The organism is Halobacterium sp. CBA1126 (assembly GCF_009741975.1).
GTDB lineage: Archaea > Halobacteriota > Halobacteria > Halobacteriales > Halobacteriaceae > Halobacterium.
Genome location: NZ_WPCF01000038.1, coordinates 1 through 22823, shown reverse-complemented (window position 1 = coordinate 22823; position 22823 = coordinate 1). Strand labels below are relative to the sequence as shown.

The window sequence follows — 22823 nt, the reverse complement described above, 5'->3', positions numbered from 1 at the left end:
CCGCCTTGTGCATCAGGACCTCCCGAATCGGGAAGAAGCGGTCGACGTTGAACTCCTGGGGCGCGAGCCCGATGGCGTCCCGGGCCTCCCGGTAGTCGTCCTCGACGTCGTGGCCGAACACTTCCGCGGTCCCGCTGGTCTTCCGCACAAGCCCGACGAGCGTCTCGATGAACGTCGTCTTCCCCGCGCCGTTCGGCCCGACGACGCCGACGAGGCGGCCGTCGTCGACGTCCGCGCTGACCGCGTCGAGAATCTGCGTGCCGCCGAGCTCCACGTCGACGTCGCGGACGTCGAGGGTCACAGCGCGTGCACCTCGCGTTGCCGGAGCAGGTAGAGGAAGAACGGGGCGCCGACGAACGCCGTCACGATGCCGACGGGGAGCTCGGCGGGGCCGGCGCGCGCGAGCGTGTCCGCGGCGACGAGGAACGCGCCGCCCGCGAACGCCGACGTGGGGAGGAGGACGCGGTGGTCGGGGCCGACGAGCAGCCGCATCACGTGCGGGACGACGAGGCCGACGAAGCCGATGACGCCGGCGACGGAGACGGCGGCCGCGGTGACGACGCTGGAGACGGCGAGCAGCACGCGCTTGGTGCGTTCGACCTCGACGCCGAGGGTGTGCGCGTCCTCCTCGCCGGCGAGGAGGACGTTCAGGTCGCGGCCGTACGCCAGCAGGACGAGGCTGCCGACGAGGACGACCGGAAGGGTGAGTTCGACGTCCGACCAGTTCGCGAGGTGGAGGTGGCCCATCAGCCAGTACATCGCCTCGCGGATGCTGTCCCCGGAGTGGACGATGACGTAGGAGGTGATGGCGCCGAGGAACGTCTGGACGGCGACGCCCGCGAGCAGGAGGGTGGTGACGGGCGTCCGGCCGCCCTCGGTGGCGAGCAGGTAGACGCCGAACGCGGCGACGAGCGCGCCGACGAACGCCGACACCTGCACGCCGAACGGGAGCAGGAGGGGGAAGGCGATGGCGGTGACGGCGCCGACGGCGGCGCCCGAGGAGACGCCGATGATGGAGGGGTCGGCCATGGGGTTGCGGAAGAACCCCTGCATGACGGTGCCGGCGACGGCGAGCGCGGCGCCGACGACCGCGCCGAGCACGATGCGGGGCAGCCGGATGTCGCCGACGATGAGTTGCTGCTGGGCGGGGACCGCGAAGTTCAGGGGCGACGTGTACGTGAGGTCGACGGTGACCCACGGGACGGCGCCGACGGCGGGGACGGCGACGGGGGTGACGTAGAACGTCGCGGCGCTGGGGACCGCGAAGGCGTCCAGCGCCGCGAGCGCGACCCGGTCGGCGGGAATCGGGACGGGGCCGACGGTGGCGCTGGTGAGCATGACGGCGACGAGCGCGAGGAACGTGCCGGCGGTCCACGCGCTCGCCCGGGTGTGGGCGCGCATCTGGTCAACCGTAGTTTCTTTAGGCAAATATTTATTGCGTTGGCTCCGTCCTCCGACCATGCGACAGGCCGCAACCGTAGTTGGAGTAGTACTACTGCTGTTGTCCGCGGCGGCGCCGGCCGCCGGCGCCGCAGCCCCGGTGGCCGACGACGCCGCCGCGGACACCGGCGCGCAGGCCCTCGAGTGCTCGTTCCCGCTCACGAAAGAAGACGCGAGCGGGCACGACGTCACCGTCTCCGAGGAGCCCGAGCGCGTCGTCACGCTGAACCCGAGCGCCGCCCAGACGATGTGGGAGCTCGGCGCCAGCGGAAAGGTCGTCGGCGTCTCCCAGTTCGCCGGCTTCCTCGAGGGCGCCGACGAGCGCGAGGTCGTGACCTCCGGGTTCCCGTCGACGGTCGACGTCGAGCAGGTCATCAGCCTCGACCCCGACCTCGTGCTCGCGCCGAACACCATCAACAACGAGTCCGTCGCCCAGCTCCGCGACGCGAACGTCACCGTCTACCGCTTCGAGATGGCCCGGTCCATCGAGGACATCTACCAGAAGACCGAGACCATCGGCCAGCTCACCGGCGAGTGCCAGGGCGCCGAGTCCACGGTCACCGAGATGCGCGACCGCGTCGAGACCGTCGAAGCGGCCGTCGAGGGCGAGGAGCAGCCGAGCGTCTTCTACGACATGGGCGACCGCTACACGGCCGGCCCGAACACCTTCATCGGCCAGATCATCTCGCGAGCGGGCGGCGACAACATCGCGGCCGGCGCCAACACCACGCAGGCGTACCCGCAGCTCTCCGCCGAGTACGTCGTCGAACAGGATCCCGAGTTCCTCGTCGTGAGCGCCCAGCCGAACGAACTGGGCAACGACAGCCGGTCGTACGTCGGCGAGGGGTCGATTCTCCGGAACACGACCGCCTTCGAGGAGGGGAACATCGTCGTCGTCAACACCAACCACATCAGCCAGCCCGCGCCCCGCGTCGTCGAACCGATGACCCAGATGGCGCAGGCGTTCCACCCCGACGCGTACGCGGACGCCAACGCGACGGCGACCGCCACCGCGCAGGAGCCGACCGCGACCGAGCCTGAGACCGAAGCGACGACGCAGTCCACCGGCACGACCATCCCCGGCTTCGGCATCCCCGCCGCGGTCGTCGCCGTCCTCGTCGCCGGCCTGCTCGCGCGGCGTCGCGGCTAAACGGCGCGACGCTTCGCGTTAGCCCAATCTTGGCCTCGCTTCATTCGGGCACGCGGCTCGCGGGTCGCTGCGCTCACGGTTCACTCCGTTCACCGTTCGTCGTTAGTGCTCTCTGCTCGCTCTGACGTGGCCTCTTTCCCGTCACGCGGCACGCGGCTCACGGCTCGCTGCCGCTCGCCGTTCGCTCTAACGTGCTCTCCCTCCGGTCGAGCACGCGTCCGATACCGTTTAAGGGCGCGACCCGCTACCCGACGTATGGTCGAGAACGTCATCTGGCCCGCGTACTTCGACGCGACGCTGTCGCGCCGCGAGGGCCGCCGCGTCCCCGAGTCCCTCTCCGTCGAGGAACCGACGGTCGACGAGGTCGCGACCGCCGTCCAGCAGGTCGGCTACGACGCGGTCGTCGAGCGCGACGTCGCGTACCCGCGCCAGCACTGGACGGACTCCGGGCGCGTCCTCGTGCAGGGCGCCGACGACGCCGGGAAGTCCGACCTCCTGCAGGCCGTCGCGGCGTACGTGACGGCGCTGCGCGAATAATGGAGCGCGCCGGCGACGTCGTCCGCACCGCGCAGAACGTCGCGGTCGTGCGCTGCGAGGGCGGCGACCACCCCGACATCGGGGCCGTCGTCGTCGACCAGAACCTCGACGAGGTCGGGCGCGTCGTCGACGTCTTCGGTCCCGTCGAACGCCCGTACCTCTCGGTCACGCCCGACGAAGGCGTCCACCTCCCCGCGCTGGTCGGGCAGACGCTGTACGTCCGGTGACCGAGTCGCAAAGCCAAAGCACGCGTGGGCCGACGCTCCGGGCATGAAGAATTCGCTGCGCGGCGTCCCGGTGCTCGTGGGCGTCGTCGCGCTGTTTCTCGTCGTGCAGTTCGGCACGCTCGCGCTCCTCGAGCCGTTCGAGAGCGCCGGCCTCCAGTCCACGGAGAACCCGCAGAACCCGCTGAACAGCATCGTCTACGTCGCGTTCCTGCTGGTGGCGACGGCGGGCATCCTGCTGGTCATCAAGTACGACCAGCAGTGGATTCTCCGCGGGTTCATCCTGTTCACGAGCGGGTTCATCGCGACGTACGTCTTCGGGGTCGTCTTCCCGACCGTCGACGTCGCGGGCGTCAACGCCGCCGCGTACGTGCCCGCAGCGGCGCTGGTCGTCGCGCTGTACGCCTACCCCGAGTGGTGGGTCGTCGACAGCGCGGGCGCCATCCTCGGGATGGGCGCCGCGGCCCTGTTCGGCATCAGCTTCGGGATTCTGCCCGCGCTCGTGTTGCTGACGGCGCTGGCCGTCTACGACGCCATCAGCGTCTACGGCACCGAGCACATGCTCACGCTCGCGGAGGGCGTGATGGAGCTCCGGCTCCCCATCGTGCTGGTGGTGCCCGCGACGCGCGGCTACTCGTTCCTCGCGGAAGGCAGCGACGGGGAGGAGGAAGGCGAGGCAGCCGACGACGCGGACGCCGAGGGGGACGAGGAGCGCCAGCTCGAGGGCACCGAGGACGGCGACCGCGAGGCGTACTTCATCGGGCTCGGTGACGCCGTGATGCCGACGATTCTCGTCGCGAGCGCGGCGCACTTCCTCGACACGCCGGCCGTCTTCGGCGTGGAGCTCGCGGCGCTGACCGCCATGGTCGGCACGCTCGTCGGGCTGCTCGTCCTGATGCGGATGGTGTTCGCGGGGCGCGCGCACGCCGGCCTCCCGCTGCTGAACGGCGGCGCCATCGCGGGCTACCTCCTCGGCGCGGTCGCTGCGGGCATCCCGCTCGTGGAGGCGCTCGGACTCGCGCCCTACATCTAGAGCCGCGGCTGGTGGGGCTGACAGGTGGCGAATCGCGTCGCGGAGCGGGCCGCCACGCTCCCGCGAGGCCGCTCCGCGCGACTCGTCAGAGCACGGGCGGGCGTGGTCCCGCTCTCGCACTTGAACCTTCGCGCTACTCGCCGGTGAGCGCGTCGCTCGCCGCCGCGAACTCGATCTCGGTGCCGAGGTCTCGTTCGCGGGCGCGCTCGTAGAGCATGTGGGCGGCCGCGGCGGTCTCGATGCCCGTGCCGCCGCTGTCGAAGACTGTCACGTCGTCGGGGGACTGGCGGCCGGGCGCGTTTCCGGCGACGACGTCGCCGAGTTCCGCGTGGACGTGGTCCTCCGTGACGGCGCCCTCGTCGAGGGCGTGCACGAACGAGCCGGCGTCCTGCGTGACGCGGTCCCGGAGGTCCGGGACGTAGACGGCGCGCTCGACGGTTTCGGCGTCGAGTTCGTGCTTCTCGGGGTGGTACTGTCCCATCGCGGTGACGTGGGCGCCGTCCGCGAGGTCCTCCGAGTCGAAGACGGGCTCGCTGGCGTTCGTCGCCGTGACGACGACGTCCGCGCCCTCCACGGCCGCCGTGTTCGACGGGACGGCCTCGACGGGGGCGTCGACGACGTCGCCCATCTCGTCGGCGAACGCCTCGCGGTTGGCCTCGGTCCGCGAGTACACGCGGACGGCGTCGAAGTCCCGGACCGTCGCCGTCGCGCGGAGCTGTCCGCGGGCCTGCGCGCCGCTGCCGATGATCGCGAGCGTGCTGGCGTCCTCGGGGGCGAGCGCGTCGACGCCGACGGCGCCCGCCGCGCCGGTCTTGAACGGGTTCATGCGCGCGCCGTCCACGATGGCCAGCGGTTCGCCGGTCTCGGCGTCGAAGAGGGGCGTGACGAACCACGCGTCGGCGTCCGCGAACCCCGCGCTGTACATGTACCCGCCCATCGCGCCCGTCTCCGGGAGCACCGCGGCGTACGCGGTGAACATCCCGGGCGGGGACTCGTTCAGCAGTTTCGTGCGCGGTTCCGCGGGCGCGCCCTCGCCGCGCTGGCGGTACGCGTCCCGGACCGCGTCGACGTAGTCCGCGGGGTCGGCGAGCCCCGCGACGTCGCCGTCGGAGAGGAACAGCGTCTCGGTCATACGAGCCGTTTCGCGGGTCGCGTAGTAAAGCGTCGGGGAGTCAGTCCGCGGACTCGTACCCGGGGTCGGTGCGCCGGTCTGTCGCCGAGGTGGGGTCGTTGACGAACAGCCCGTGCGCGGTCAGCGCGGTCGCGGCGACGCCGCCGAGCGTGAGCGCGACTGTGAGGTCGACGCCCGCGGCTGCGAGTCCGCCCGCAATCCCGGCGAGGGACAGCGGGAGGGCCGCGAGCAGGGCGTCGTAGTAGCCCGCCATAGCTACTTGATACGTTCATCCGGAGGCACATAATAGTTCGGTGGGGGTTTGGTATACCATCTGTGTAAGTTACGAAGCGGTCTGCCGGAGGCCACACGCCTTTAACGCTGAGCGGCGACTTCCAGACCGAACACCGTGAACCGGAACGACCGCTCCATCGTCGGACTCGTGGCGCTGGCGCACGCCATGGTCCACACCTACGAACTCTCCATCCCGATTCTCATCCCGCTGTGGCTCGAGGCGTTCCCGGTCGGGCAGGGCACCGTCGGGCTGGTCGTCGCCGTCGGCTACGCGCTCTTCGGGCTCGGCGCGCTCCCCGGGGGCGTCCTCTCGGACACCGTCGGCTCGCGGCGCCTCATCGCCGGCTGCCTGTTCGGCATGGCGGCCTCCTTCGCGCTGCTCTCGGTCGCTCCCTCCATCCTCGTCGTCGCGCTCGCGCTCGCCTGCTGGGGGGTCGCCGCCAGCGTCTACCACCCCTCCGGGCTCTCGCTAATTTCCACGGGCGTGGAAGCCCGCGGCGACGCCTTCGCGTACCACGGCATCGCCGGCAACGTCGGCACCGCCGCCGGCCCGCTCGCGGTCACCCTGCTGTTGCTCGTCGCCGACTGGCGGCTCGTCACCGCCCTGCTCGCCGTCCCCGCGGTCGTCGCGGGCGTCGTCGCGGTCCGCGTGCGCTTCGACGAGCGCGCCGCCGTCGCCGCGCCGGACGGCGGCGACTCGAAGGCCAGCGTCGGCGTCTCCTCGGTGAGCGACTTCCTCGCGGAGTCGAAGCTCCTGCTCGCCGGGCCGTTCGTCGCCGTCTTCGTCCTCGTCATGCTGAGCGGGCTCTACTACCGCGGCGTCCTCACCTTCCTCCCGGACCTGCTCTCCGGGATGCCCGCGTTCGCGCCCGTCGAGTTCGCCGGCCGCGACCTCGAACCGTACCGCTACGCGTACGCCGGGCTGCTGACGGTCGGCGTCGCCGGCCAGTACGTCGGCGGGAAGCTCACCGAGCGCATCCCCACCGAGCGCGGCATCGGCTTCACGTTCGCCGCCCTCGCCGTGCTCGCAGTCGTCTTCCTCCCCGCCGCGAACGCCGGCCTCCTCCCGCTGCTGGTGGTCGGCGTGTTCCTCGGGTTCACGCTGTTCGTCATCCAGCCGATGTACCAGGCGACCGTCGCCCAGTACACGCCCTCGGGGACGCGCGGGCTCTCCTACGGCTACACGTACCTCGGCGTGTTCGGCGTCGGCGCCGCGGGGTCGGCGGTCGCCGGTACCGTCCTCCAGTACGCCAACGCGGCTGCGCTGTTCGGCGTGCTCGCGGCGTTCGCGCTCACCGGCGCCGTCATCGCCGCCGTGCTCGCCGCGCGCTGACTACCCGCGGTAGTCGACGACCACGAGCGTCGCGAACCGCGCGGCGACGAGCGCGACCGTCCCGAACACGAGCGCGACGACGAAGAACTGGGGGTCCGCGCTCCCCGGGAAGAACGGCGTCCCGCGCAGCAGCTGCGCGAGGAAGTCCGCGCCGAGCCACGACACCGCGCCGTACGCTATCGCGGCCCGCGTCGACTCGAGCACGCTGGAATCGTAGCCGCCCGCGAACGGGGCGACGACCACCCAGCCGACGAGGAACGGGAGGAGAACGCCGGCGTACCGCTCGGCGGTGAGCGTGCCGTGCGACAGCGTCCCCGCGAGCACGAACGCGAAGATGGCCAGCAGGTCACCCGGCAGGAAGCGGACGACCGCACGCGGGTCGGCGTCGTAGAGGTCCATGCGGGGGCGTTCGGAGCGGGGCACTATGTCGCTCCCGGTTCGACGCCGACGACGGTCGCCGCGAACCCGCGGTCGAGCACGCGCGCGTCCAGTCCCGCGCGCTCCAGCCGCGCCGCGAGGTCGTCGGGCGCGTCGAACGACGAGCGGAAGCCGACAGCGCGCTCGGCGGCGACCAGCAGGCGGCCCCGCAGCGTCTCTGGGTCGAAGTCGCGGACGACGAGCACGCCGCCCGGCCGGAGCACGCGCTTCGCCTCCGCGAGCGCGCCGTCCCGGTCCGGGAAGTGGTGGAGCGCGTCCACTACGGTGACGGCGTCCGCGCTGTCGTCGCGGAACGGGAGCGCTGCGGCGTCGCCCTGCACCGCGGGGAGGCCGCGCTCGCGGGCCTCCGCGAGCATACGCGCGCTGGCGTCGACGACCGTGACGTCCCGCCCCGGCACTTCATTCGTGTCCCGGGCGAGCGCGCGAGCGGCACGCCCCGTGCCGCCGCCGACGTCGAGCACGCGCTCGACCGGGCGCTCGGCGGCCGCCAGCCCCGCCGCGAGATCGCCGCGGTCCGCGGACGGCATCGCGAGGTCGTAGACGGGCGCGAACCGTTCGAAGTACCGGACGTCGTGCACGCCGATGTGTAGGGTCTGCAGGCACGCAACTCTTTGCCCTCGCCGCCCAACTGACTCGCGTGCAGTACGCGGTCCTCGGGGACGCCGACGACGGCCCGACGCTCCGCCTCGACTGGCGGGCGTTCAGCTACGCCGGGAAGTTCGTCATGTCGAACACCGGGAAGGCGATAGCGTTCGAGGGCGCGCCGCTGGCCGAGCGCGGCGACTGGCCGCCCGCCGCCCGCGAGGCCGACGACCCGGCGGACGTCGTGGGCGCGGTGTCGTTCAACGACGACCGCACCGACGCGGGGACGGCCTGGCTGCGGTACGTCACGGTCCGCGAGGACCGCCGCGGCGACGGTATCGGGGCGCGACTCTGCGCGTTCGCGGCCGACCACCTGCTCGCCGACCACGAGCGCGTCAAGATCGCGGTGAACAACCCGTTCGCGTACGAGGCGCTCCACAAGGCCGGCTTCGGGTTCACGGGCGAGGAGACCGGCATCGCGGAGCTGGTGCTGGAGCGTCCCTGCGCGGGGCGGGCAGCGCGCTATCAGGACGGCCTCGACGTCTACCGCGAGCGCGACCTCTCGCCGGAGGAGGTGGCGTTCCTCGACCGGAAGGCCGGCAGCGGGCCGCCCGCGCTCGTCGTCTCGTAGCTTTTTCTCGGTCCGGCGTCGACTCACCGGCATGGCGCTACTGTCGGCTGTGCTGGTCGTTCTCGGCGCCGCCCACCTCGTCGCCGGGGTTCCACTGCTGCTCGCGCCGGGGTTCGTGCGCGCGAGACTCCCGGCGCGGTACGCCGAGGCGGTCGGGGACCGCCGCGCGTGGCGGGGCTTCGGCGCCGGCGTGACCGGCATCGGCCTCTCGCTGCTGCTCGTCGGGAACGGCATCGCACCGTAGCTCAACCGTTAAATCCGGGGGCCACCTACGGGCGGGTAATGGGTAACGCGGACCTCCGGCAGCTCGCGGTCATCGAGGAGGTCCCCTTCGAGGAACTGGAGGGGGACGTGGTGGCCGTGGACGCGCACAACTGGCTGTACAAGTACCTCACCACGACCGTCCAGTGGACCAGCGACGACGTCTACACGACCGGCGACGGCACCGAGGTGGCGAACCTCGTCGGCATCGTGCAGGGGCTCCCGAAGTTCTTCGAGCACGGCCTCACGCCGGTGTTCGTCTGGGACGGCGGCGTCACCGAGCTCAAAGACGAGGAAGTCGAGGCGCGCCGGGAGCAGCGCGAGCGCTACGAGGAACAGCTCGAGGAGGCCCGCGAGGCGGGCGAGGCCATCGAGGCCGCGCGCCTCGAAGCGCGCACGCAGCGGCTCACCGACACCATCCACGAGACCTCCCGGGAACTGCTGGACCTGCTGGACGTGCCGCAGGTCGAGGCGCCCGCGGAGGGCGAAGCGCAGGCCGCGCACATGGCGCGCGTCGACGACGACGTCGACTTCGCGGGCAGCGACGACTACGACTGCCTCCTCCTGGGCGCGCCCGTGACGCTGCGGCAGCTCACGAGCAAGGGCGACCCCGAGCGCATGGACTTCGAGGCGACCCTCGAGGAGCACGACCTGACGTGGGAGCAGCTCGTCGACGTCGGCATCCTCTGCGGCACGGACTTCAACGACGGCGTCACGGGCTTCGGCCCGAAGACCGCGCTGAAGGCCATCCGCGAGCACGGCGACCTCTGGGGCGTCCTCGACGCCGAGGGCGAGCACGTCGAGTACGCCGACCGCATCCGCGAGCTGTTCCTGAACCCGGACGTCACCGACGACTACGACGTCGACCTCGACGCGTCGCCGGACGTCGACGCCGCCCGCGAGTACGTCATCGAGGAGTGGGGGGTCGACGCCGACGAGCTCGAACGCGGGTTCTCCCGCATCGAGGACAGCGTCGTCCAGACCGGCCTCGACCAGTGGACCTGATACCACGGGCTTTTCTCGCCGGCTCACCCAACGACTGGTATGGACCTGACGCTGGCTGACGTCGAAGCGATCATCGAGGACGAGATTCCCGACGCCGAGGCGACGGTCACGCGGATGCGCGGCGAGCACGACGACGACCACCTCGCCGCCACCGTCGTCTCCCCCGCGTTCGAGGACAAGCGCCTCGTCCAGCAACACCAGCTCGTCTACGACGCCCTCGACGAGCACATGACCACGGACATCCACGCCCTCGAGCTGTCGACGTACACGCCAGCGGAGTACGAGGAACACGCGCAGTAGCCCGGTCGCTGCTGGCTGCTGGAGCCCCGTCCGGCGGGGAGGCGACAGTGCTTAGTGGCGCGTCTGCGAATCACTCACTCGACTATGAGTACTGGTTCTGACGACCTCGCGGCCGAGTACCTCCCGAAGCTCCGGCGGAACCTCGAGGACGTCGTCCTCGACTTCTGGCTCCCGCGGTGTCTCGACGAGGAACACGGCGGCTACATCCTGAGTTACGACGAGACCGGCGAGTTCGCCGGCAACGACGACAAGATGGTCGTGACGCAGTCCCGGATGCTGTGGCTGTTCTCGCGGCTCTCCCGGACGGACGTCGTCGACGGCGACTACCTCGACGAGGCCGAGCTCGGATTCGAGTTCCTCCGGACGCAGATGTGGGACGACGCCCACGGCGGCTTCTACTGGGAAGTCGACCGAACGGGCGAGGTGCAGAAACCGCGGAAACACCTCTACGGGCAGTCGTTCGCGCTCTACGGGCTCTCGGAGTACTACCGCGCGACCGGCGACGAAGCCGCGAAGGACCTCGCCGTCGAACTCTTCGAGACGGTCGACGACGCGGCCAAAGACCACGACCACGGCGGCTACCACGAGTACTTCGAGCCCGACTGGGAGCAGGTCACGGCGGGGACGACGTACCTCGCGAACATCGAGCCGGACTGGTCGCCCAAGGAGTCGGGGGAGAGCGTCCTCGACCCGACGTTGAAGCTCATGAACACCCACCTCCACCTCCTGGAGGCGTTCACGACGTTCTACCGCGCGACCGGCCACGACACCGCTCGCGAGCGCCTCCACGAGCTCCTGGCCGTGCTCACGAACACGGTCGTTCGGAAGGAGCTGACGGCGTGCACGGACAAGTACGACCCCGACTGGACGCCGCGGCTCGACGACGAGGACTTCCGCGTGGTCTCGTACGGCCACGACCTGGAGAACGTCTGGCTGACGATGGAAGCCGCGGAGGCGCTCGACGTCTCCACGCGGCTGTTCGTCGACCTCTACGAGTCCCTCTTCGAGTTCTCGCTGGACCACGGCTACGACGACGACCACGGCGGCTTCTACTTCTTCGGCCCGCTCGACGGCGACGCGACGAACCGCATCAAGGCGTGGTGGGTACAGGCCGAGTGCATGACGTCCGCGCTGCGCATGTACGAGGAGACCGGCGACGAGACCTACCGGGACGTCTTCGCGGAGACGTACGACTTCGTCGAGCAGTACCACGTCGACGACGAACACGGCGAGTGGCACTCCGGCGTCGACGACGACCGACAGCCCGTCGGCCGGAAGGGCGCGATGTACAAGGGCGCGTACCACAACGGCCGCGCGCTACTGGAGTGCATCGAAACCCTGGAGTCGCTGTGAGGGGCACTCACGCGGCGTCCACGACGTCGGGGATGGCGCGACTGACGCCGCGACTCCAGAAGGCGACCGTCACGAGTTCGCCGTAGAACGCGACGAAGAACCCGACCGCGAACGGCGCGGTGGCGCGCGCGGCGACGAGCAGGAGACTGCCCGCGACGACGCCGACGAGCACGTCGTAGAAGTAGCCGCCGTGGACCGCCGCTCGACGGAGCACGTCGAGGTCGAACGCCGCCCGGAGCTGACGACGGGCGAGATAGTTGGCGAGGGCGGCCGGCAGGAGGTAGACGAAGACGACGGCTAGCAGCAGCGACGTCGTCGACCCGAGCGCGAACCCGAACGAGACCGTGAACGGGACGTCCCCGGCCGACAGCGAGAGCTGTGACGCGCCGGCGACAGTCACGAGGAGCGTGACCGTGGCCGGAAGCAGGAACGCGACGACGACGACCGCGCCACCGAGGCCGACGCGGAGAATCTCGCGGACGTTCCGGAACTGCGGCAGCGCGTCGAAGCGCGTCTCGCCGGCGCGGCCGCAGTCTCACGGAGCACGACGAGGAGATATCCGAGCACGACGACGAGTGGTGCCACCGGGAGGTAGACGCTCACGAGGTGGAGTGCGCCGCCGACGAGCAGCGTATCCACGCCTCGTTCGCCGCGGAGCGGATACGCGAGGGGAGCCGGCAACATTAACGTGACGTGTGTCGGGAGCCACTGGGGACGCAAGGGCGTTCCGGGATGCGACCGATGCCCGAGAGCGTCGCCGGTGTCAGAGGAGCGGTTCGACGTCTTCGACGGTGTCCAGCGAGCGGTTCAACACGGCTTCCCCGGTGTCGCCGTCGAAGAGGTGGACGGCCTCCGGCGGGAACCGGACGACGACCGTGTCACCCGCCTCGACCCGGCGGAGACCGCCGATGGTCGCGGTGAACGTCTCGGGGTTCTCGCGGTCGGCGTCGAAGGCCATGTGGACGTAGTTCTCGTCGCCTTTCGGTTCGACGACGTCGACGACGACCTCGTACGTGTGGCTGTCGTCCGGGTCGCTGCCGACTTCGACGTCCTCCGGTCGGATGCCGAAGACGACGTTGTCGCCGTCGATTGCGTCCTCGTGGCGCTCGGAGAGCGCGTACTCGAAGCGTTCGGCGACGAGTCGGTCGCCGTCGGTGTGCGCTTCGAAGGTGTTCATCGACGGCTCGCCGATGAACCCCGCGACGAAGAGGTTCGACGGCTCGTGGTAGCACTCCAGCGGCGTGCCGACCTGCTGGAGTTCGCCGTCGTCGAGAATGGCGATGCGGTCGCCCATCGTCATCGCCTCCGTCTGGTCGTGCGTGACGTAGACTGTCGTCACGTCGAGGTTCTCCTGGAGGCGCTGGAGCTCCGTGCGCATCTGCGCGCGGAGCTTCGCGTCGAGGTTCGCGAGCGGCTCGTCCATCAGGAACGCCGCGGGGTTGCGGACGATGGCGCGCCCGAGCGCGACGCGCTGCTGTTGGCCGCCGGAGAGCTCGCCGGGTTTGCGGTCCAGGAGCTCCGCGATGCCCATCATCTCCGCGGTGTCGGTGACGCGTTCGCGGATCTCGTCGTCCGGGAGGTCCGTCGACTCTTCGAGGCCGAAGGACATGTTCTCGCGGACGGTCATGTGGGGGTACAGCGCGTACGACTGGAACACCATCGCCGTGTCGCGGTCCTGGGGGCGCTTGTCGTTGATAACCTCGCCGCCGAGGCGGATGGCGCCGTCGGTGATGGTCTCCAGACCCGCGATCGTCCGCAGCGTCGTCGATTTGCCGCAGCCGGACGGCCCGACGAGCACGAGGAACTCGCCGTCCTGGATGTCGATGGACACGTCGTCGACTGCGACGATTTCGTCGCCTCCGTCGTCGAACGTCTTCGTGATGTTGTCGAGTTGTAGTTCAGCCATGTTAAGCACCTCCGCCGGCGACACCTTCGGCGAACTGCTCGCCGAAGAGGATGTACACCAGCAGCGTCGGGAGCGCGGTGATGAACGCACCTGCCATCTGTAGGTTGTACTGGCTCACCATCGACCCCTGGAGGGCCGTCAGCGAGATCGTCACGACGTCGTTGCTCGGCTGCTGGATGAGCACGAGCGCGAACAGCAGGTCGTTCCAGATGTTCGTGAACTGGTAGATGAGCGTCACGGCGAACATCGGAATCGACAGCGGCAGGATGATTCGCCGGTAGATCTTCGCGATGCTGGCGCCGTCCAACCGGGCGGCCTCCAGCATCGAGGAGTCCAGGGACTTGTAGTGCGCGCGGAACAGCAGCGTCGTAATCGGGACGCCGTACGCGGTGTGCGTGACCGCGAGCGCGACCAGGCCGGACCGGTTCGCGACCGGCGGCAGCCACGAGAAGATGGTCGCCGGGTCGACGACGGACCAGAACCGCGACAGCGGCACGAGCACGGACTGGTACGGGATGAAGATGCCCGCGATCAGCAACACGAGCACGAACGCCTGTCCGCGCCAGTTCGTGTTCGTCAGCCCGTACGCGACGAGGCTACCGAGCGTCGCGGACAGCAGCGTCGCGGGAATCGTGAACAGCAGGCTGTTCACGAGCCCGCCCTGGAGGCGGTTGAACGCCTGCCCCCACGCGTCGAGCGTGAACGTCGACGGGGTCGGCGGCACCAACGGGGACGTCTCGAAGAACCCCGTCTGGGTCTTGAACGCTGTCATGATGGCGCTCTCCAGCGGCGAGAGGTAGAACGCGACCAGTAGGCCGAGCGTCGCGTACAGCGCGATGCGGTTCCACGCGAACGAGGAGTCGGATTGCTGGGTGGCCATCAGAGTTCACCTCGCTTGAACTGCAGGTAGAGGTACGGCGCGATGACCCCGAGCGCGAGCGCGAACAGAATCATCGCGATTGCGGACCCGTACGCCCAGTTGGTCGTGCCGAAGGACTCGCGGTACATCATCATCGCGAGAATGTCCGCGGAGGGCCCGGGTCGGGTTCCGAACATCACGTACAGGAAGTCGAAGGCCTTCAGCGCGAACACCATCAACACCACTGCGGCGCTGGTCGTCGACGCGCGCAGCTGGGGGACGATGACTCGCCAGTACATCTTCAGGAGGCTCGCGCCGTCGACTTTCGCGGCTTCGTACTGGTCGGACGGAATCGCGCGCAGGCCCGCGAGGTAGACGACCATCGCGTAGCCGCTGAACTGCCAGACGAGCGCGAACATCACCGCGAACAGCTTGTACTGCGGGTCGCTAATCCACTGCTGGGCGAGCGACCCGAGCCCGACCGCTCCGAGCGTCTGGTTTATCAGCCCCGACTCGGGGTTGTACATCCACGCCCAGAAGATGGCCGTCACGACGAACGACAGGCTCATCGGCAGCAGGTAGATGGTGCGGAACGTGTTCTCGAAGCGGATGTCGCGGTCGACCAGAATCGCCAATAGGAGTCCGACCGCGAGCGCCGCCACGGTGAACACGACGAGCAACACGAACGTGTTCCGCAGCGCCCAGTACTCCTGCGGCCCGGAGAGCAGTCCGCCGGCGAACACGCTGTCGAAGAACCGCGTGTACATCTCGAAGTCGAGCGACTCGTACGTGGGCTGGCGGAGGCCCTGCCAGTCGGTCAACGAGATGAGGAAGTTCCAGCCGATGGCGCCGTAGACGAACAGCCCGACGAGCAACGTCGCGGGCAGCCAGAACGGTAGCGACTTCGCGAACTCGCTGTCGAGCCACTGGCCGAGCCGCGACGTCTCGCCGGAGGCCGCGGCGGCGTCGCTGGTCGTGCCACCGTCCGTACGGACGTCCGGCTCTGCCGTCTCCGGGTCGTCCTCGTCGCTCGCACCGAGCACTCGCAAAATACGTGAACGCATTTCGTGTCTAGAACGCGTTCGTGAGACCGTTGTAGGCGTTGTCGACGTTCCAGCTGCCGTTGAACGAGGAGAACACGCCTTCGATGTTGCTCTTGACTTCCGGGGTGACACCGGTTCCGTGCGCGATTGTCGGCGGCTGTGCACTGGAGTCGTTGAAGTCCTCGCGCTGCTCGGTGAGGAACGGCCCGAACTCCTCGTCCGGGACGTCCGTCCGGGGCGGAATCGAGCCCTTGATGGGGTTGAACCGTTCCTGCCCGTCGACGGACCCGCAGTAGCTCAGCCACTTCTCAGTCGCTTCCGGGGACGGGTTCGACGTCGGCATCACGAACGAGTCCGTGACGACGTGGTAGATGCCGTCGGTGCCGGGGAACGGAACGTAGTCCCAGTCGTCGCCGTAGTCGAAGTCCTCGGCGGTCTTGTACTGTCCGGCCGCCCAGTCGCCCTGGTGCAGGAACGCGGCGTTGCCCTGAATGACCTCGTTGTTCGCCTGGTCCCAGGCGACCGAGCCGGCGTCCTCGTTGAAGTAGTCGCTGTAGTCGGCGAGCGTCTGGAGCGCGTCGCGGACCGCCTGCTCGTTGGCCGCGACGTTGCCGGCGAGCACGTCCTGGTAGACGTCGACGCCGGCGGAGCCGACGAGGATGTCCTCCCAGAGCTGGATGCTCGACCACGGCGCTTGCGTCTGGTGAATCATCGGCGTGGCGTCGGTCTCGGCGCGGATGGTCTCCATCGCACTGAGCACGTCAGCCGGCGAGCTCAGGCTCGACGGGTCGACGCCCGCGGACTCGACGACGTCGACGTTGTAGAAGAGGTTGTTGAGCCGGTGGATGTTCAGCGGGACCGCGACGAAGTCGCCGTCCGGCTGGGAGAGCTGCTTGACGCCGTCGAGGTAGGCGTCCCGCATCTCCTGGTCCCAGACGCTCTCGCCGATGTCGACGAGGACGTCGGATTCGAGGTACGTGTTCAACGACTCGCCGGGCCAGATCTGGAACGTGCTCGGCGGGTTGTTGTTCAGGATGCGGCTCTGGATCTCGGTGTCGAGGGCGCTCCCCGCACCACCGGGTGCAGCGTTGTTCGTGACGGTGACCTCGGGGTACTCCTCCTCGAACCCCTCGACGAGGGCTTCGAGGGCGTCGGCTTCCCCACCGGCAGTCCACCAGTGGACGATCTCGAGTTCCTGGCCGCCCGACGAGGACGTCGTTCCGTCGGTGTCCGTCGTCCCGCCGTCACTGTCGCCGTCTCCGCCACCGCCGAGACAGCCAGCCATCGTGAGCGCGGCGCCCGCTGCGCCGGTGCCTTGCAGGTATCGTCGTCGAGTGAGGTTGGTGTCAGATGTCATGGTTACCCGTGTGCGAAACCTAACCAAGCCATTCGTAGCGCTCCACTTAATTGTTGCTAATATTTAATCCAGAACCGAGTAATAACCGCAATCACCACGGGGTACTCGACGCAGGAGCGCGTTTACTCCCCCGAATACATACGTCTCACGATGTATCACGAACGATGTGGGGGATCGTCGTGAGGCGGACTTCTCGCGGTCGGAGCGCCGCCAGTCGTCGGCAAACGATTCATATGCCGGTGTCAGTACTGCAGAGGTATGGACGAAGCCGCCCTCCACCGGGCGCTCGAACGCGCCGGCCTGACGACGTACCAGGTGGAGGCGTACCTCGCGCTGCTGGACCTCGGCACCGCGCCCGCCGTCGAAGTCGGCCGGAACTGCTCGGTCCCGGTCTCCCAGATTTACGACGTGCTCCGCGACCTCGAGGAGGCGGGGTACGCGGAGACCCTCGACCGCGAGAAGCTGTACGCCCGCCCGACGGACCCAGAGGCGCTCACGGCGGAGCTCCAGACCCACAGCGAGGAGCTCGCGACCGCCGCCGACACCATCGAAGAGCGCTTCGACCAGCCCCAGCTCACCGACCACAAGGTCGCCGTCACGGGTCGCGCGGCGACCGCCGTCGACCACGCCGTCGACCTCGTCGGAGAGGCCGAGTACGTCGTGGAAGTCGCCGCGCGCGAGGACCAACTCGCCCGCCTCCGACCCGCGCTCGAAGCCGCCCGCGAGCGCGGCGTCGTCGTGCGCGCGGCCGTCTACACGGCCGCCGAGACGGATTCGAGCGAGAGCTTCGACCCCGACGGCGCCGTCTCGGAGCTCCGCGGCTGCCCGCTCTCCGGCCCCTTCCTCGTCGTCATCGACCGCGACCGCACGTGCTTCGCGCCGAACGACCGCGCGGACGAGAGCTACGGCGTCCTGATTCGGGACCGCATCCTCCCGTTCGTCGTCCACTGGTACTTCCTGACGTGCCTCTGGAACACTTCTCCGCGGCTCTACCGCGCGGACGACGCCGTCACGTACGTCACCCTCGAGGAGTTCGTCCGCGACTGGTACGACCGCTGGACCGACGGCTACCGCCTCCGCGTCGCCGTCCACGGCATCGACGTCGACTCCGACGACGAACGCACGGTCACCGGAACGGTCTCGGACGTCCACTTCCTCGGCGCGAACGCCGGCCGCTCCCCGAGGCTCGCCGACCTCGCGAGCCTCACGACCCTCCGCGTCGACGCGGCGGACGACACGGTGTCCGTCGGCGGGTGGGGCGCCGTGTTCGAGGACCTCGAACTCCGCCGCATCGACGTCCTCGACGTGACCTACGAACCGTTCGAGTGACTGCGGCCGGAGTCGCGTTCCGTTCGACGTCTCGTTCGCTCCTCACTTCGCTCAGTGACTGCTCTCTCGCCGCCCACGAACTGTTCTATCGATATTCTACTGTCTATCGAATTCTGATACGTGTGATGAGTGTCTATTCAGTTCGAGTCTCCTTCGAGACAGACTGAAATTGAAGTATAGAGGCTTTCGGTTAGATACAGGCGTGCTCGTAGACACTCTCTAATACGCGGTGCAACACGGCAGACGGGTTCGATAAATCGATGAATTCGAACCTTTAAGGACTCATGACTCCCGAAATAGAAATAGTGTTAGTTAGTACCACGAAATTAGGTAGAATATCATAGGTGTAGATAGAATACACAGGTTACGTATGCTTCGAACAGCTCGCTCGCGTTCGTGGACTGACGACCGCTGCGAGCGGCACCCGCCCGACAGTCCATAACAGTTGTACTCGTGTTATTCTCGCGGCGTCGGGCGAGAACGTCGCCGGCCGAAGCTCGATAGTATTGTCTCAAATCTCGGTTTCCGTTGCTCCGCCGAGAGATACGATAACTGAGTTGACTTGTCTGACTCTTACTCGTTGTTCTCAACAACCACAAGATGTAGACGTTCCTTCTCCTCTACAGCTACTTCTGTATCGTCCTACACAACAGTTAGAGAATGATAATTCGAGAGAATAGTATTGTACATCGGCAAAATTCTCTGGAGTTGCAGTCTATCGTCTGCTCCGCACGACCGTCTCACTCGAAAAGAGCCGGCGAGCGCGCCGGGCCGTCAGTCGAGGTCGAACGACGTCGACAGCGACTCGACGAACACGTGGTAGGTGCCGGATTCGACGACGTGGCCGCCGTGTGGCCGGTAGAAGCCGAAGTGGTCGGCGGGCACTGACAGCGACACGTCGCTGGCCTCGCCGGGGTCGAGGTCGACGCGCTCGAAGCCGACGAGCTTGCGGTCGGGCTGGACGCGGGAGCTCGTCTCCTGTCGCGCGAACGCCTGCACCGTCTCCGTGCCGCTGCGGTCGCCGGCGTTGCGGACGGTCACCGAGAGGTCGACGCCGCCGTCGCGGTCCGCGGCGTCGACGCGCAGGTCGTCGTACTCGAAGGTCGTGTAGCTCAGGCCGTGCCCGAACTCGTACAGCGGGTCGTAGGAGTCCGGGTGTTCGTCGTCGCCGATGGGACGCGGGTGCGCGAGATAGTTGAACCGTTGCGGGAGGTCCGCGGCGTCCTCGGGCACCGAAATCGGGAGGCGCCCGCTCGGGTCGTTGTCGCCGAACAGCGTCTCCGCGACGGCGCCGCCGCCCTCCGTTCCGGGGAAGTACGCGAGCAGAATCGCGGGGACGTTGGCGTCCAGCCAGTCGACGGCGAGCGGGCGGCCCGTGATCAGCACGCCGACCACGGGCGTCCCGGTCTCGTGGACGCGGCGCGCGAACTCCCGCTGGGCGTCCGAGAGGCCGAGTTCCGAGCGCGTCGGCCACTCGCCGGTCTCGGTGCCGGCCTGCGCCTGCGGCCCGAACTCGTGGAGGTACCAGCCCTCGCCGAGCGCGAGCACGGCGACGTCGGCGGCGGCGGCCTTCTCGACGGCCGCCTCGACGTCCAATTCTTCGTCGAGCGTCGTCCCCTGCTCGTACGTGACGTCGCCGGACGTCCGCTCCCTGACGGCCTCGAGCACGGTCTCGCCGGGGACGTTCTCGTCGTTTGCGACGCTCCATCCGCCGAGTTGGTGGACGCGGTCGTCGGCGTTCGGGCCGCCGACGAAGACGTCCTCGTCGCCGTCCAGCGGGAGCAGGCCGTCGTTCTTCAGCAGCGTCATGCTGTCCCGTGCGGCGTCCCGCGCGGCGTCGCGGTGGTCGTCGCTGCCGACGGTCTCGCGGGCCGCCGCCTCGTCGACGAACGGGTCCTCGAACAGCCCCAGTTCGAACTTCAGGCGGAGCACGCGGCGGACGCTCTCGTCGAGGCGCCGCTCGTCGAACTCGCCGTCGCGAACGAGGTCCGCGAGGTGTTCGACGTGGCCGGTGTGACCGACCGAGGCGACGTCGACGCCGGCTTCCCGGGCCTGCCGGACCGCGTCCCGGCGGTCGGCCGCCGTGCCGTGGTCGTCGGGGAGGTGGCGGACGCCGTTCCAGTCGGAGACGACGTGGCCGTCGAACCCGAGTTCGCCTCGCAGGAGGTCGGTGAGGTACGAGCGGGAGCCGTGAGCGGGCGCCCCGTTGATGGAGCTGTACGACGGCATGACAGACTCGACGCCGGCGTCGACGGCGGCCTCGAACGGCGGCAGGAAGACGTTCCGGAGCGTGTACTCGGAGACGTCGACTGTGGAGGCGTCCTCGCCGCGCGTGGGCTCGCCGTACGCGGGGAAGTGCTTGGCCGTCGCGACGACGGCGTCGTCGTCGCCGAGGCCGTCGCCCTGATACCCCCGCACTTTCGCGGCGGCGAGCTCGGCGACGAGCCGCGGGCTCTCGCCGAACGTCTCGAACGTCCGCCCCCAGCGCGGGTCGCGGGCCACGTCGCAGGTCGGCGAGTAGTTCTGGTGGGCGCCCACGCTGCGCACCTCGGTCGCGGTCACGTCGGCGGCGGCCTCCACGGCGTCCGGGTCCCACGTCGCCGCGGCGCCGAGCGCGTTCGGGAACACCGTCGACCCCGCGACGTACGCGTTCCCGTGGACGGCGTCGACGTTCAGCAGCAGCGGGATGCCGAGCCGCGTCTCCTCGGTGGCGTGCCGCTGGAGTTCGTTGGCCGCCTCGACCACCTCGCCGAGCTGCTCGTAGCGCGCGCCGCCCCAGCCGAACGGCGCCGCGACGCCGACGTGGTGGTCGGCAATCAGCCGCTTGACGTCCGCGAGGTCTGTCTCCCCGCCGAGGAACCCGCACCACGTCCCGACGACTTGGCCGGCTTTCTCTTCGACGGTCATCCGTTCGAGCAGGTCGGAGACGCGCTCCGCGACCGACAGCGCCGGCTGTCGGTACGGGGGGCGCTCGTCGTCAGTGCTCATCGGCGTGACAGTCGCCCCTCCGCTACTAAAAACGCGGGGTCGAAACCGCCGCGGGACGCCCGGAGTTTATGGTGGTCGGCCGACACCGTCGGGACGTGACACAGCTCGGCTTCCAACTGTACAGCCTGCACGCCGTCGACGACCCGCTTCCGGCCGTCGTCGAACGCGTCGGCGAGACGCCGTTCGACGGCGTCGAGTTCGCCGGCCTCGGCGACGCCTCCGTCGACGAACTGAACGCGGCCCTCGACGCCGCCGGCCTCCACGCCGCGGGCGCTCACGTCGGACTCGAGGACCTCGAAGCCGACCCCGCGGGCGTCGCACGGACGTACCGCGACCTCGGCTGCGAAGCCATCGTTGTCCCGTGGCTCGACCCCGAGCACTTCGCGTCCGTCGAAGCCGCGACGGCCGCCGGAGAACGCCTCTCCGCCGCCGCGGACGGCCTCGCCGCGGACGGCCTCGAGCTTCACTACCACAACCACGACCAGGAGTTCGCCGACCTCGACGGCGGTCCCGCCATCGACGTGCTCCTCGACGCGGCCGACGGCGTCGGCTACCAGGTCGACCTCGGGTGGGTCGGCGCAGCTGGCTACGACCCGCTCGCGGTCCTCGACCGGTACGCCGACCGCGTCGACCTCGTCCACCTCAAGGACTACGACGCGGCCGCCGGCGAGACGGTCGAAGTCGGCGAGGGCGACCTCGACGTCGCTGCGGCCGTCGACGCGGTCCGGCACGCCGACGTCGACTGGCTCGTCTACGAGGCCGAAGACCGCCCGGACTCGTACGCGACACTCGACGCCGCCGCCGGCGTCGTCGACGCCGACTGGTAGCTACTCGGCCCAGTAGGCGTCCCCGGGCCGCGTCCCGAAGACGGCGCGCTGGAGCACGTCGACGGCCTTCTCGAGGCCCTCGCGGCTGCTCGTCAGCGCGTCCTCGTGTTCGATGGAGAGCGCGCCGTCGTAGCCCGCCATCCGGAGCGTCGACACCACGTCCTTCCAGTGGTCCTCGCCGTGGCCGTAGCCGATCGTTCGGAACAGCCACGAGCGGTCCTCGACGTCGTCGTACGGCGTCGTGTCGAGGACGCCCTTCGTTCGCGCGTTCGCGTCGTACACCTTCGTGTCCTTGGCGTGGACGTGGTGAATCGCGTCGCGCTCGCCGAGGAAGCGGACCGCGTCGAGCACGTCGACGCCCTGCCAGTAGAGGTGCGAGGGGTCGAAGTTCGCGCCGACGGCGTCGCCGGTGCGCTCGCGGAGTTCGACCAGCCCGTGGGGCTCGTAGACGAGCATGTTCGGGTGCATCTCGATGGCGACGTCGACCCCGTGGTCGGCCGCGAACGCCGCGACCTCGCTCCAGTAGGGGACTGCGACCTCCTCCCACTGGTACTCGAGGGCGTCGGCGTGTTCGGTGGGCCACGGCGCCGTGATCCAGTTCGGGACCGAGCCGTCGGGACTGCCGGCCGGCAGCCCCGAGAACGTCGTCACCGTCTCCACGCCGAGCTGGGCCGCGAGTTCGATGGCTTCGCGGAGCTCCCGGTCGGCGGTCGCGGCGCGGTCGTCGTCGGGGTGGAGCGGGTTGTTGTGCGTCGCGAGCGCCGAGACCCGGAGGCCGTGGTCGTCGAGTGTCGCCTGCAACTCGGCCTGCGCGGCCTCGTC

25 protein-coding genes are annotated in these 22823 nt (G+C 69.3%); 12 read left to right on the top strand and 13 right to left on the bottom strand.

Going from position 1 to position 22823, the window contains the following annotated elements; all coding sequences use genetic code 11:
- Both GJ634_RS07200 and btuC read right to left on the bottom strand, forming a co-directional pair.
- A partial coding sequence (locus tag GJ634_RS07200) for an ATP-binding cassette domain-containing protein (RefSeq protein ID WP_331714039.1) occupies positions 1 to 253 on the bottom strand: 253 nt, incomplete at its 3' end.
- Positions 254 to 297: 44 nt separating this feature from the next.
- Positions 298 to 1401 carry a vitamin B12 ABC transporter permease BtuC gene (gene btuC, locus GJ634_RS07195; protein ID WP_157501663.1) on the bottom strand — a complete coding sequence of 368 codons (1104 nt, stop codon included), beginning with the start codon at positions 1399 to 1401 and terminating at the stop codon, positions 298 to 300.
- Positions 1402 to 1459: 58 nt separating this feature from the next.
- On the opposite strand from btuC, the gene GJ634_RS07190 reads away from it, so the two are divergent.
- The 4 genes from GJ634_RS07190 to GJ634_RS07175 all read left to right on the top strand — a co-directional run bounded on the left by GJ634_RS07190 (position 1460) and on the right by GJ634_RS07175 (position 4384).
- A complete protein-coding gene (locus GJ634_RS07190) occupies positions 1460 to 2590 on the top strand; it encodes a PGF-CTERM-anchored ABC transporter substrate-binding protein (RefSeq protein WP_157501661.1) in 1131 nt (376 codons plus the stop codon).
- A gap of 255 nt (positions 2591 to 2845) precedes the next feature.
- On the top strand, positions 2846 to 3127 hold the full coding sequence (gene srp19, locus GJ634_RS07185; protein ID WP_157501659.1) for a signal recognition particle subunit SRP19: 282 nt from the start codon (positions 2846 to 2848) through the stop codon (positions 3125 to 3127).
- A complete protein-coding gene (locus GJ634_RS07180) occupies positions 3127 to 3354 on the top strand; it encodes an H/ACA ribonucleoprotein complex subunit GAR1 (RefSeq protein ID WP_157501657.1) in 228 nt (75 codons plus the stop codon). The genes srp19 and GJ634_RS07180 overlap by 1 nt, the downstream gene beginning before the upstream one ends.
- A 43-nt stretch (positions 3355 to 3397) precedes the next feature.
- Positions 3398 to 4384: a presenilin family intramembrane aspartyl protease PSH gene (locus tag GJ634_RS07175; protein WP_157501655.1), complete on the top strand. Its 987-nt coding sequence runs from the start codon at positions 3398 to 3400 to the stop codon at positions 4382 to 4384.
- A gap of 133 nt (positions 4385 to 4517) precedes the next feature.
- Here GJ634_RS07175 and GJ634_RS07170 read toward each other — a convergent pair whose 3' ends face one another.
- The gene (locus GJ634_RS07170) at positions 4518 to 5516 is read right to left on the bottom strand and encodes an ornithine cyclodeaminase family protein (RefSeq protein ID WP_157501653.1); all 999 of its coding nucleotides are present in this window, start codon (positions 5514 to 5516) and stop codon (positions 4518 to 4520) included.
- A gap of 40 nt (positions 5517 to 5556) precedes the next feature.
- Entirely contained in the window at positions 5557 to 5769 is a 213-nt protein-coding gene (locus GJ634_RS07165; protein ID WP_157501651.1) for a hypothetical protein, read from the bottom strand.
- Positions 5770 to 5904: 135 nt separating this feature from the next.
- Between GJ634_RS07165 and GJ634_RS07160 the strand changes: the two genes are divergently transcribed.
- Positions 5905 to 7122 (top strand): MFS transporter, encoded by a 1218-nt coding sequence (locus GJ634_RS07160; RefSeq protein ID WP_331714038.1) that lies wholly within the window; start codon positions 5905 to 5907, stop codon positions 7120 to 7122.
- Here GJ634_RS07160 and GJ634_RS07155 read toward each other — a convergent pair whose 3' ends face one another.
- Entirely contained in the window at positions 7123 to 7521 is a 399-nt protein-coding gene (locus tag GJ634_RS07155; protein ID WP_157501649.1) for a DUF3054 domain-containing protein, read from the bottom strand.
- A gap of 23 nt (positions 7522 to 7544) precedes the next feature.
- The gene (locus GJ634_RS07150; protein ID WP_157501666.1) at positions 7545 to 8087 is read right to left on the bottom strand and encodes a methyltransferase domain-containing protein; all 543 of its coding nucleotides are present in this window, start codon (positions 8085 to 8087) and stop codon (positions 7545 to 7547) included.
- Positions 8088 to 8197: 110 nt separating this feature from the next.
- Between GJ634_RS07150 and GJ634_RS07145 the strand changes: the two genes are divergently transcribed.
- The 5 genes from GJ634_RS07145 to GJ634_RS07125 all read left to right on the top strand — a co-directional run bounded on the left by GJ634_RS07145 (position 8198) and on the right by GJ634_RS07125 (position 11692).
- Entirely contained in the window at positions 8198 to 8773 is a 576-nt protein-coding gene (locus GJ634_RS07145; RefSeq protein ID WP_331714036.1) for a GNAT family N-acetyltransferase, read from the top strand.
- Between the two features lie 31 nt (positions 8774 to 8804).
- Positions 8805 to 9017, top strand: a complete 213-nt coding sequence (locus GJ634_RS07140; RefSeq protein ID WP_157501645.1) for a hypothetical protein — start codon at positions 8805 to 8807, stop codon at positions 9015 to 9017.
- Between the two features lie 38 nt (positions 9018 to 9055).
- Positions 9056 to 10039, top strand: a complete 984-nt coding sequence (gene fen, locus GJ634_RS07135) for a flap endonuclease-1 (protein ID WP_157501643.1) — start codon at positions 9056 to 9058, stop codon at positions 10037 to 10039.
- 39 nt (positions 10040 to 10078) lie between these two features.
- Complete coding sequence (locus GJ634_RS07130; protein WP_394350878.1) at positions 10079 to 10339, top strand: BolA family protein; 261 nt, start codon at positions 10079 to 10081, stop codon at positions 10337 to 10339.
- Positions 10340 to 10423: 84 nt separating this feature from the next.
- Complete coding sequence (locus GJ634_RS07125) at positions 10424 to 11692, top strand: AGE family epimerase/isomerase (protein ID WP_157501641.1); 1269 nt, start codon at positions 10424 to 10426, stop codon at positions 11690 to 11692.
- A 7-nt stretch (positions 11693 to 11699) separates the two neighbouring features.
- Here GJ634_RS07125 and GJ634_RS07120 read toward each other — a convergent pair whose 3' ends face one another.
- The 5 genes from GJ634_RS07120 to GJ634_RS07100 all read right to left on the bottom strand — a co-directional run bounded on the left by GJ634_RS07120 (position 11700) and on the right by GJ634_RS07100 (position 16857).
- On the bottom strand, positions 11700 to 12191 hold the full coding sequence (locus GJ634_RS07120; RefSeq protein ID WP_157501639.1) for a DUF4013 domain-containing protein: 492 nt from the start codon (positions 12189 to 12191) through the stop codon (positions 11700 to 11702).
- Positions 12192 to 12455: 264 nt separating this feature from the next.
- Positions 12456 to 13598 carry an ABC transporter ATP-binding protein gene (locus GJ634_RS07115; RefSeq protein ID WP_157501637.1) on the bottom strand — a complete coding sequence of 381 codons (1143 nt, stop codon included), beginning with the start codon at positions 13596 to 13598 and terminating at the stop codon, positions 12456 to 12458.
- Position 13599: 1 nt separating this feature from the next.
- Positions 13600 to 14478: a carbohydrate ABC transporter permease gene (locus GJ634_RS07110; protein WP_157501635.1), complete on the bottom strand. Its 879-nt coding sequence runs from the start codon at positions 14476 to 14478 to the stop codon at positions 13600 to 13602.
- Positions 14478 to 15521: a carbohydrate ABC transporter permease gene (locus tag GJ634_RS07105; protein WP_157501633.1), complete on the bottom strand. Its 1044-nt coding sequence runs from the start codon at positions 15519 to 15521 to the stop codon at positions 14478 to 14480. Before GJ634_RS07105 ends, GJ634_RS07110 begins: the two co-directional genes overlap by 1 nt.
- 7 nt (positions 15522 to 15528) lie before the next feature.
- Complete coding sequence (locus GJ634_RS07100) at positions 15529 to 16857, bottom strand: ABC transporter substrate-binding protein (RefSeq protein ID WP_157501631.1); 1329 nt, start codon at positions 16855 to 16857, stop codon at positions 15529 to 15531.
- Positions 16858 to 17115: 258 nt separating this feature from the next.
- On the opposite strand from GJ634_RS07100, the gene GJ634_RS07095 reads away from it, so the two are divergent.
- Complete coding sequence (locus GJ634_RS07095; RefSeq protein WP_157501629.1) at positions 17116 to 18186, top strand: TrmB family transcriptional regulator; 1071 nt, start codon at positions 17116 to 17118, stop codon at positions 18184 to 18186.
- Between the two features lie 774 nt (positions 18187 to 18960).
- On the opposite strand, the gene GJ634_RS07090 is transcribed toward GJ634_RS07095, so the two are convergent.
- Entirely contained in the window at positions 18961 to 21174 is a 2214-nt protein-coding gene (locus tag GJ634_RS07090) for a glycoside hydrolase family 3 N-terminal domain-containing protein (RefSeq protein WP_157501627.1), read from the bottom strand.
- A gap of 95 nt (positions 21175 to 21269) precedes the next feature.
- Between GJ634_RS07090 and GJ634_RS07085 the strand changes: the two genes are divergently transcribed.
- Positions 21270 to 22001, top strand: coding sequence for a TIM barrel protein (locus GJ634_RS07085; protein WP_331714034.1), 732 nt, complete (start codon positions 21270 to 21272; stop codon positions 21999 to 22001).
- Here GJ634_RS07085 and GJ634_RS07080 read toward each other — a convergent pair.
- On the bottom strand, positions 22002 to 22823 hold an 822-nt coding region (locus tag GJ634_RS07080), incomplete at its 5' end, for a sugar phosphate isomerase/epimerase (protein ID WP_157501623.1).

Coding starts and splice junctions, on each gene's coding strand:
- srp19 (WP_157501659.1), top strand. CDS start 2,846: ATGGTCGAGAACGTCATCTGGCCCGCGTACTTCGACGCGACGCTGTCG.
- GJ634_RS07090 (WP_157501627.1), bottom strand. CDS start 21,174: ATGAGCACTGACGACGAGCGCCCCCCGTACCGACAGCCGGCGCTGTCG.
- GJ634_RS07175 (WP_157501655.1), top strand. CDS start 3,398: ATGAAGAATTCGCTGCGCGGCGTCCCGGTGCTCGTGGGCGTCGTCGCG.
- GJ634_RS07190 (WP_157501661.1), top strand. CDS start 1,460: ATGCGACAGGCCGCAACCGTAGTTGGAGTAGTACTACTGCTGTTGTCC.
- btuC (WP_157501663.1), bottom strand. CDS start 1,401: ATGCGCGCCCACACCCGGGCGAGCGCGTGGACCGCCGGCACGTTCCTC.
- GJ634_RS07105 (WP_157501633.1), bottom strand. CDS start 15,521: ATGCGTTCACGTATTTTGCGAGTGCTCGGTGCGAGCGACGAGGACGAC.
- GJ634_RS07125 (WP_157501641.1), top strand. CDS start 10,424: ATGAGTACTGGTTCTGACGACCTCGCGGCCGAGTACCTCCCGAAGCTC.
- GJ634_RS07095 (WP_157501629.1), top strand. CDS start 17,116: ATGGACGAAGCCGCCCTCCACCGGGCGCTCGAACGCGCCGGCCTGACG.
- GJ634_RS07115 (WP_157501637.1), bottom strand. CDS start 13,598: ATGGCTGAACTACAACTCGACAACATCACGAAGACGTTCGACGACGGA.
- GJ634_RS07170 (WP_157501653.1), bottom strand. CDS start 5,516: ATGACCGAGACGCTGTTCCTCTCCGACGGCGACGTCGCGGGGCTCGCC.
- GJ634_RS07150 (WP_157501666.1), bottom strand. CDS start 8,087: ATGCCGTCCGCGGACCGCGGCGATCTCGCGGCGGGGCTGGCGGCCGCC.
- fen (WP_157501643.1), top strand. CDS start 9,056: ATGGGTAACGCGGACCTCCGGCAGCTCGCGGTCATCGAGGAGGTCCCC.
- GJ634_RS07155 (WP_157501649.1), bottom strand. CDS start 7,521: ATGGACCTCTACGACGCCGACCCGCGTGCGGTCGTCCGCTTCCTGCCG.
- GJ634_RS07110 (WP_157501635.1), bottom strand. CDS start 14,478: ATGGCCACCCAGCAATCCGACTCCTCGTTCGCGTGGAACCGCATCGCG.
- GJ634_RS07100 (WP_157501631.1), bottom strand. CDS start 16,857: ATGACATCTGACACCAACCTCACTCGACGACGATACCTGCAAGGCACC.
- GJ634_RS07180 (WP_157501657.1), top strand. CDS start 3,127: ATGGAGCGCGCCGGCGACGTCGTCCGCACCGCGCAGAACGTCGCGGTC.
- GJ634_RS07140 (WP_157501645.1), top strand. CDS start 8,805: ATGGCGCTACTGTCGGCTGTGCTGGTCGTTCTCGGCGCCGCCCACCTC.
- GJ634_RS07130 (WP_394350878.1), top strand. CDS start 10,079: ATGGACCTGACGCTGGCTGACGTCGAAGCGATCATCGAGGACGAGATT.
- GJ634_RS07165 (WP_157501651.1), bottom strand. CDS start 5,769: ATGGCGGGCTACTACGACGCCCTGCTCGCGGCCCTCCCGCTGTCCCTC.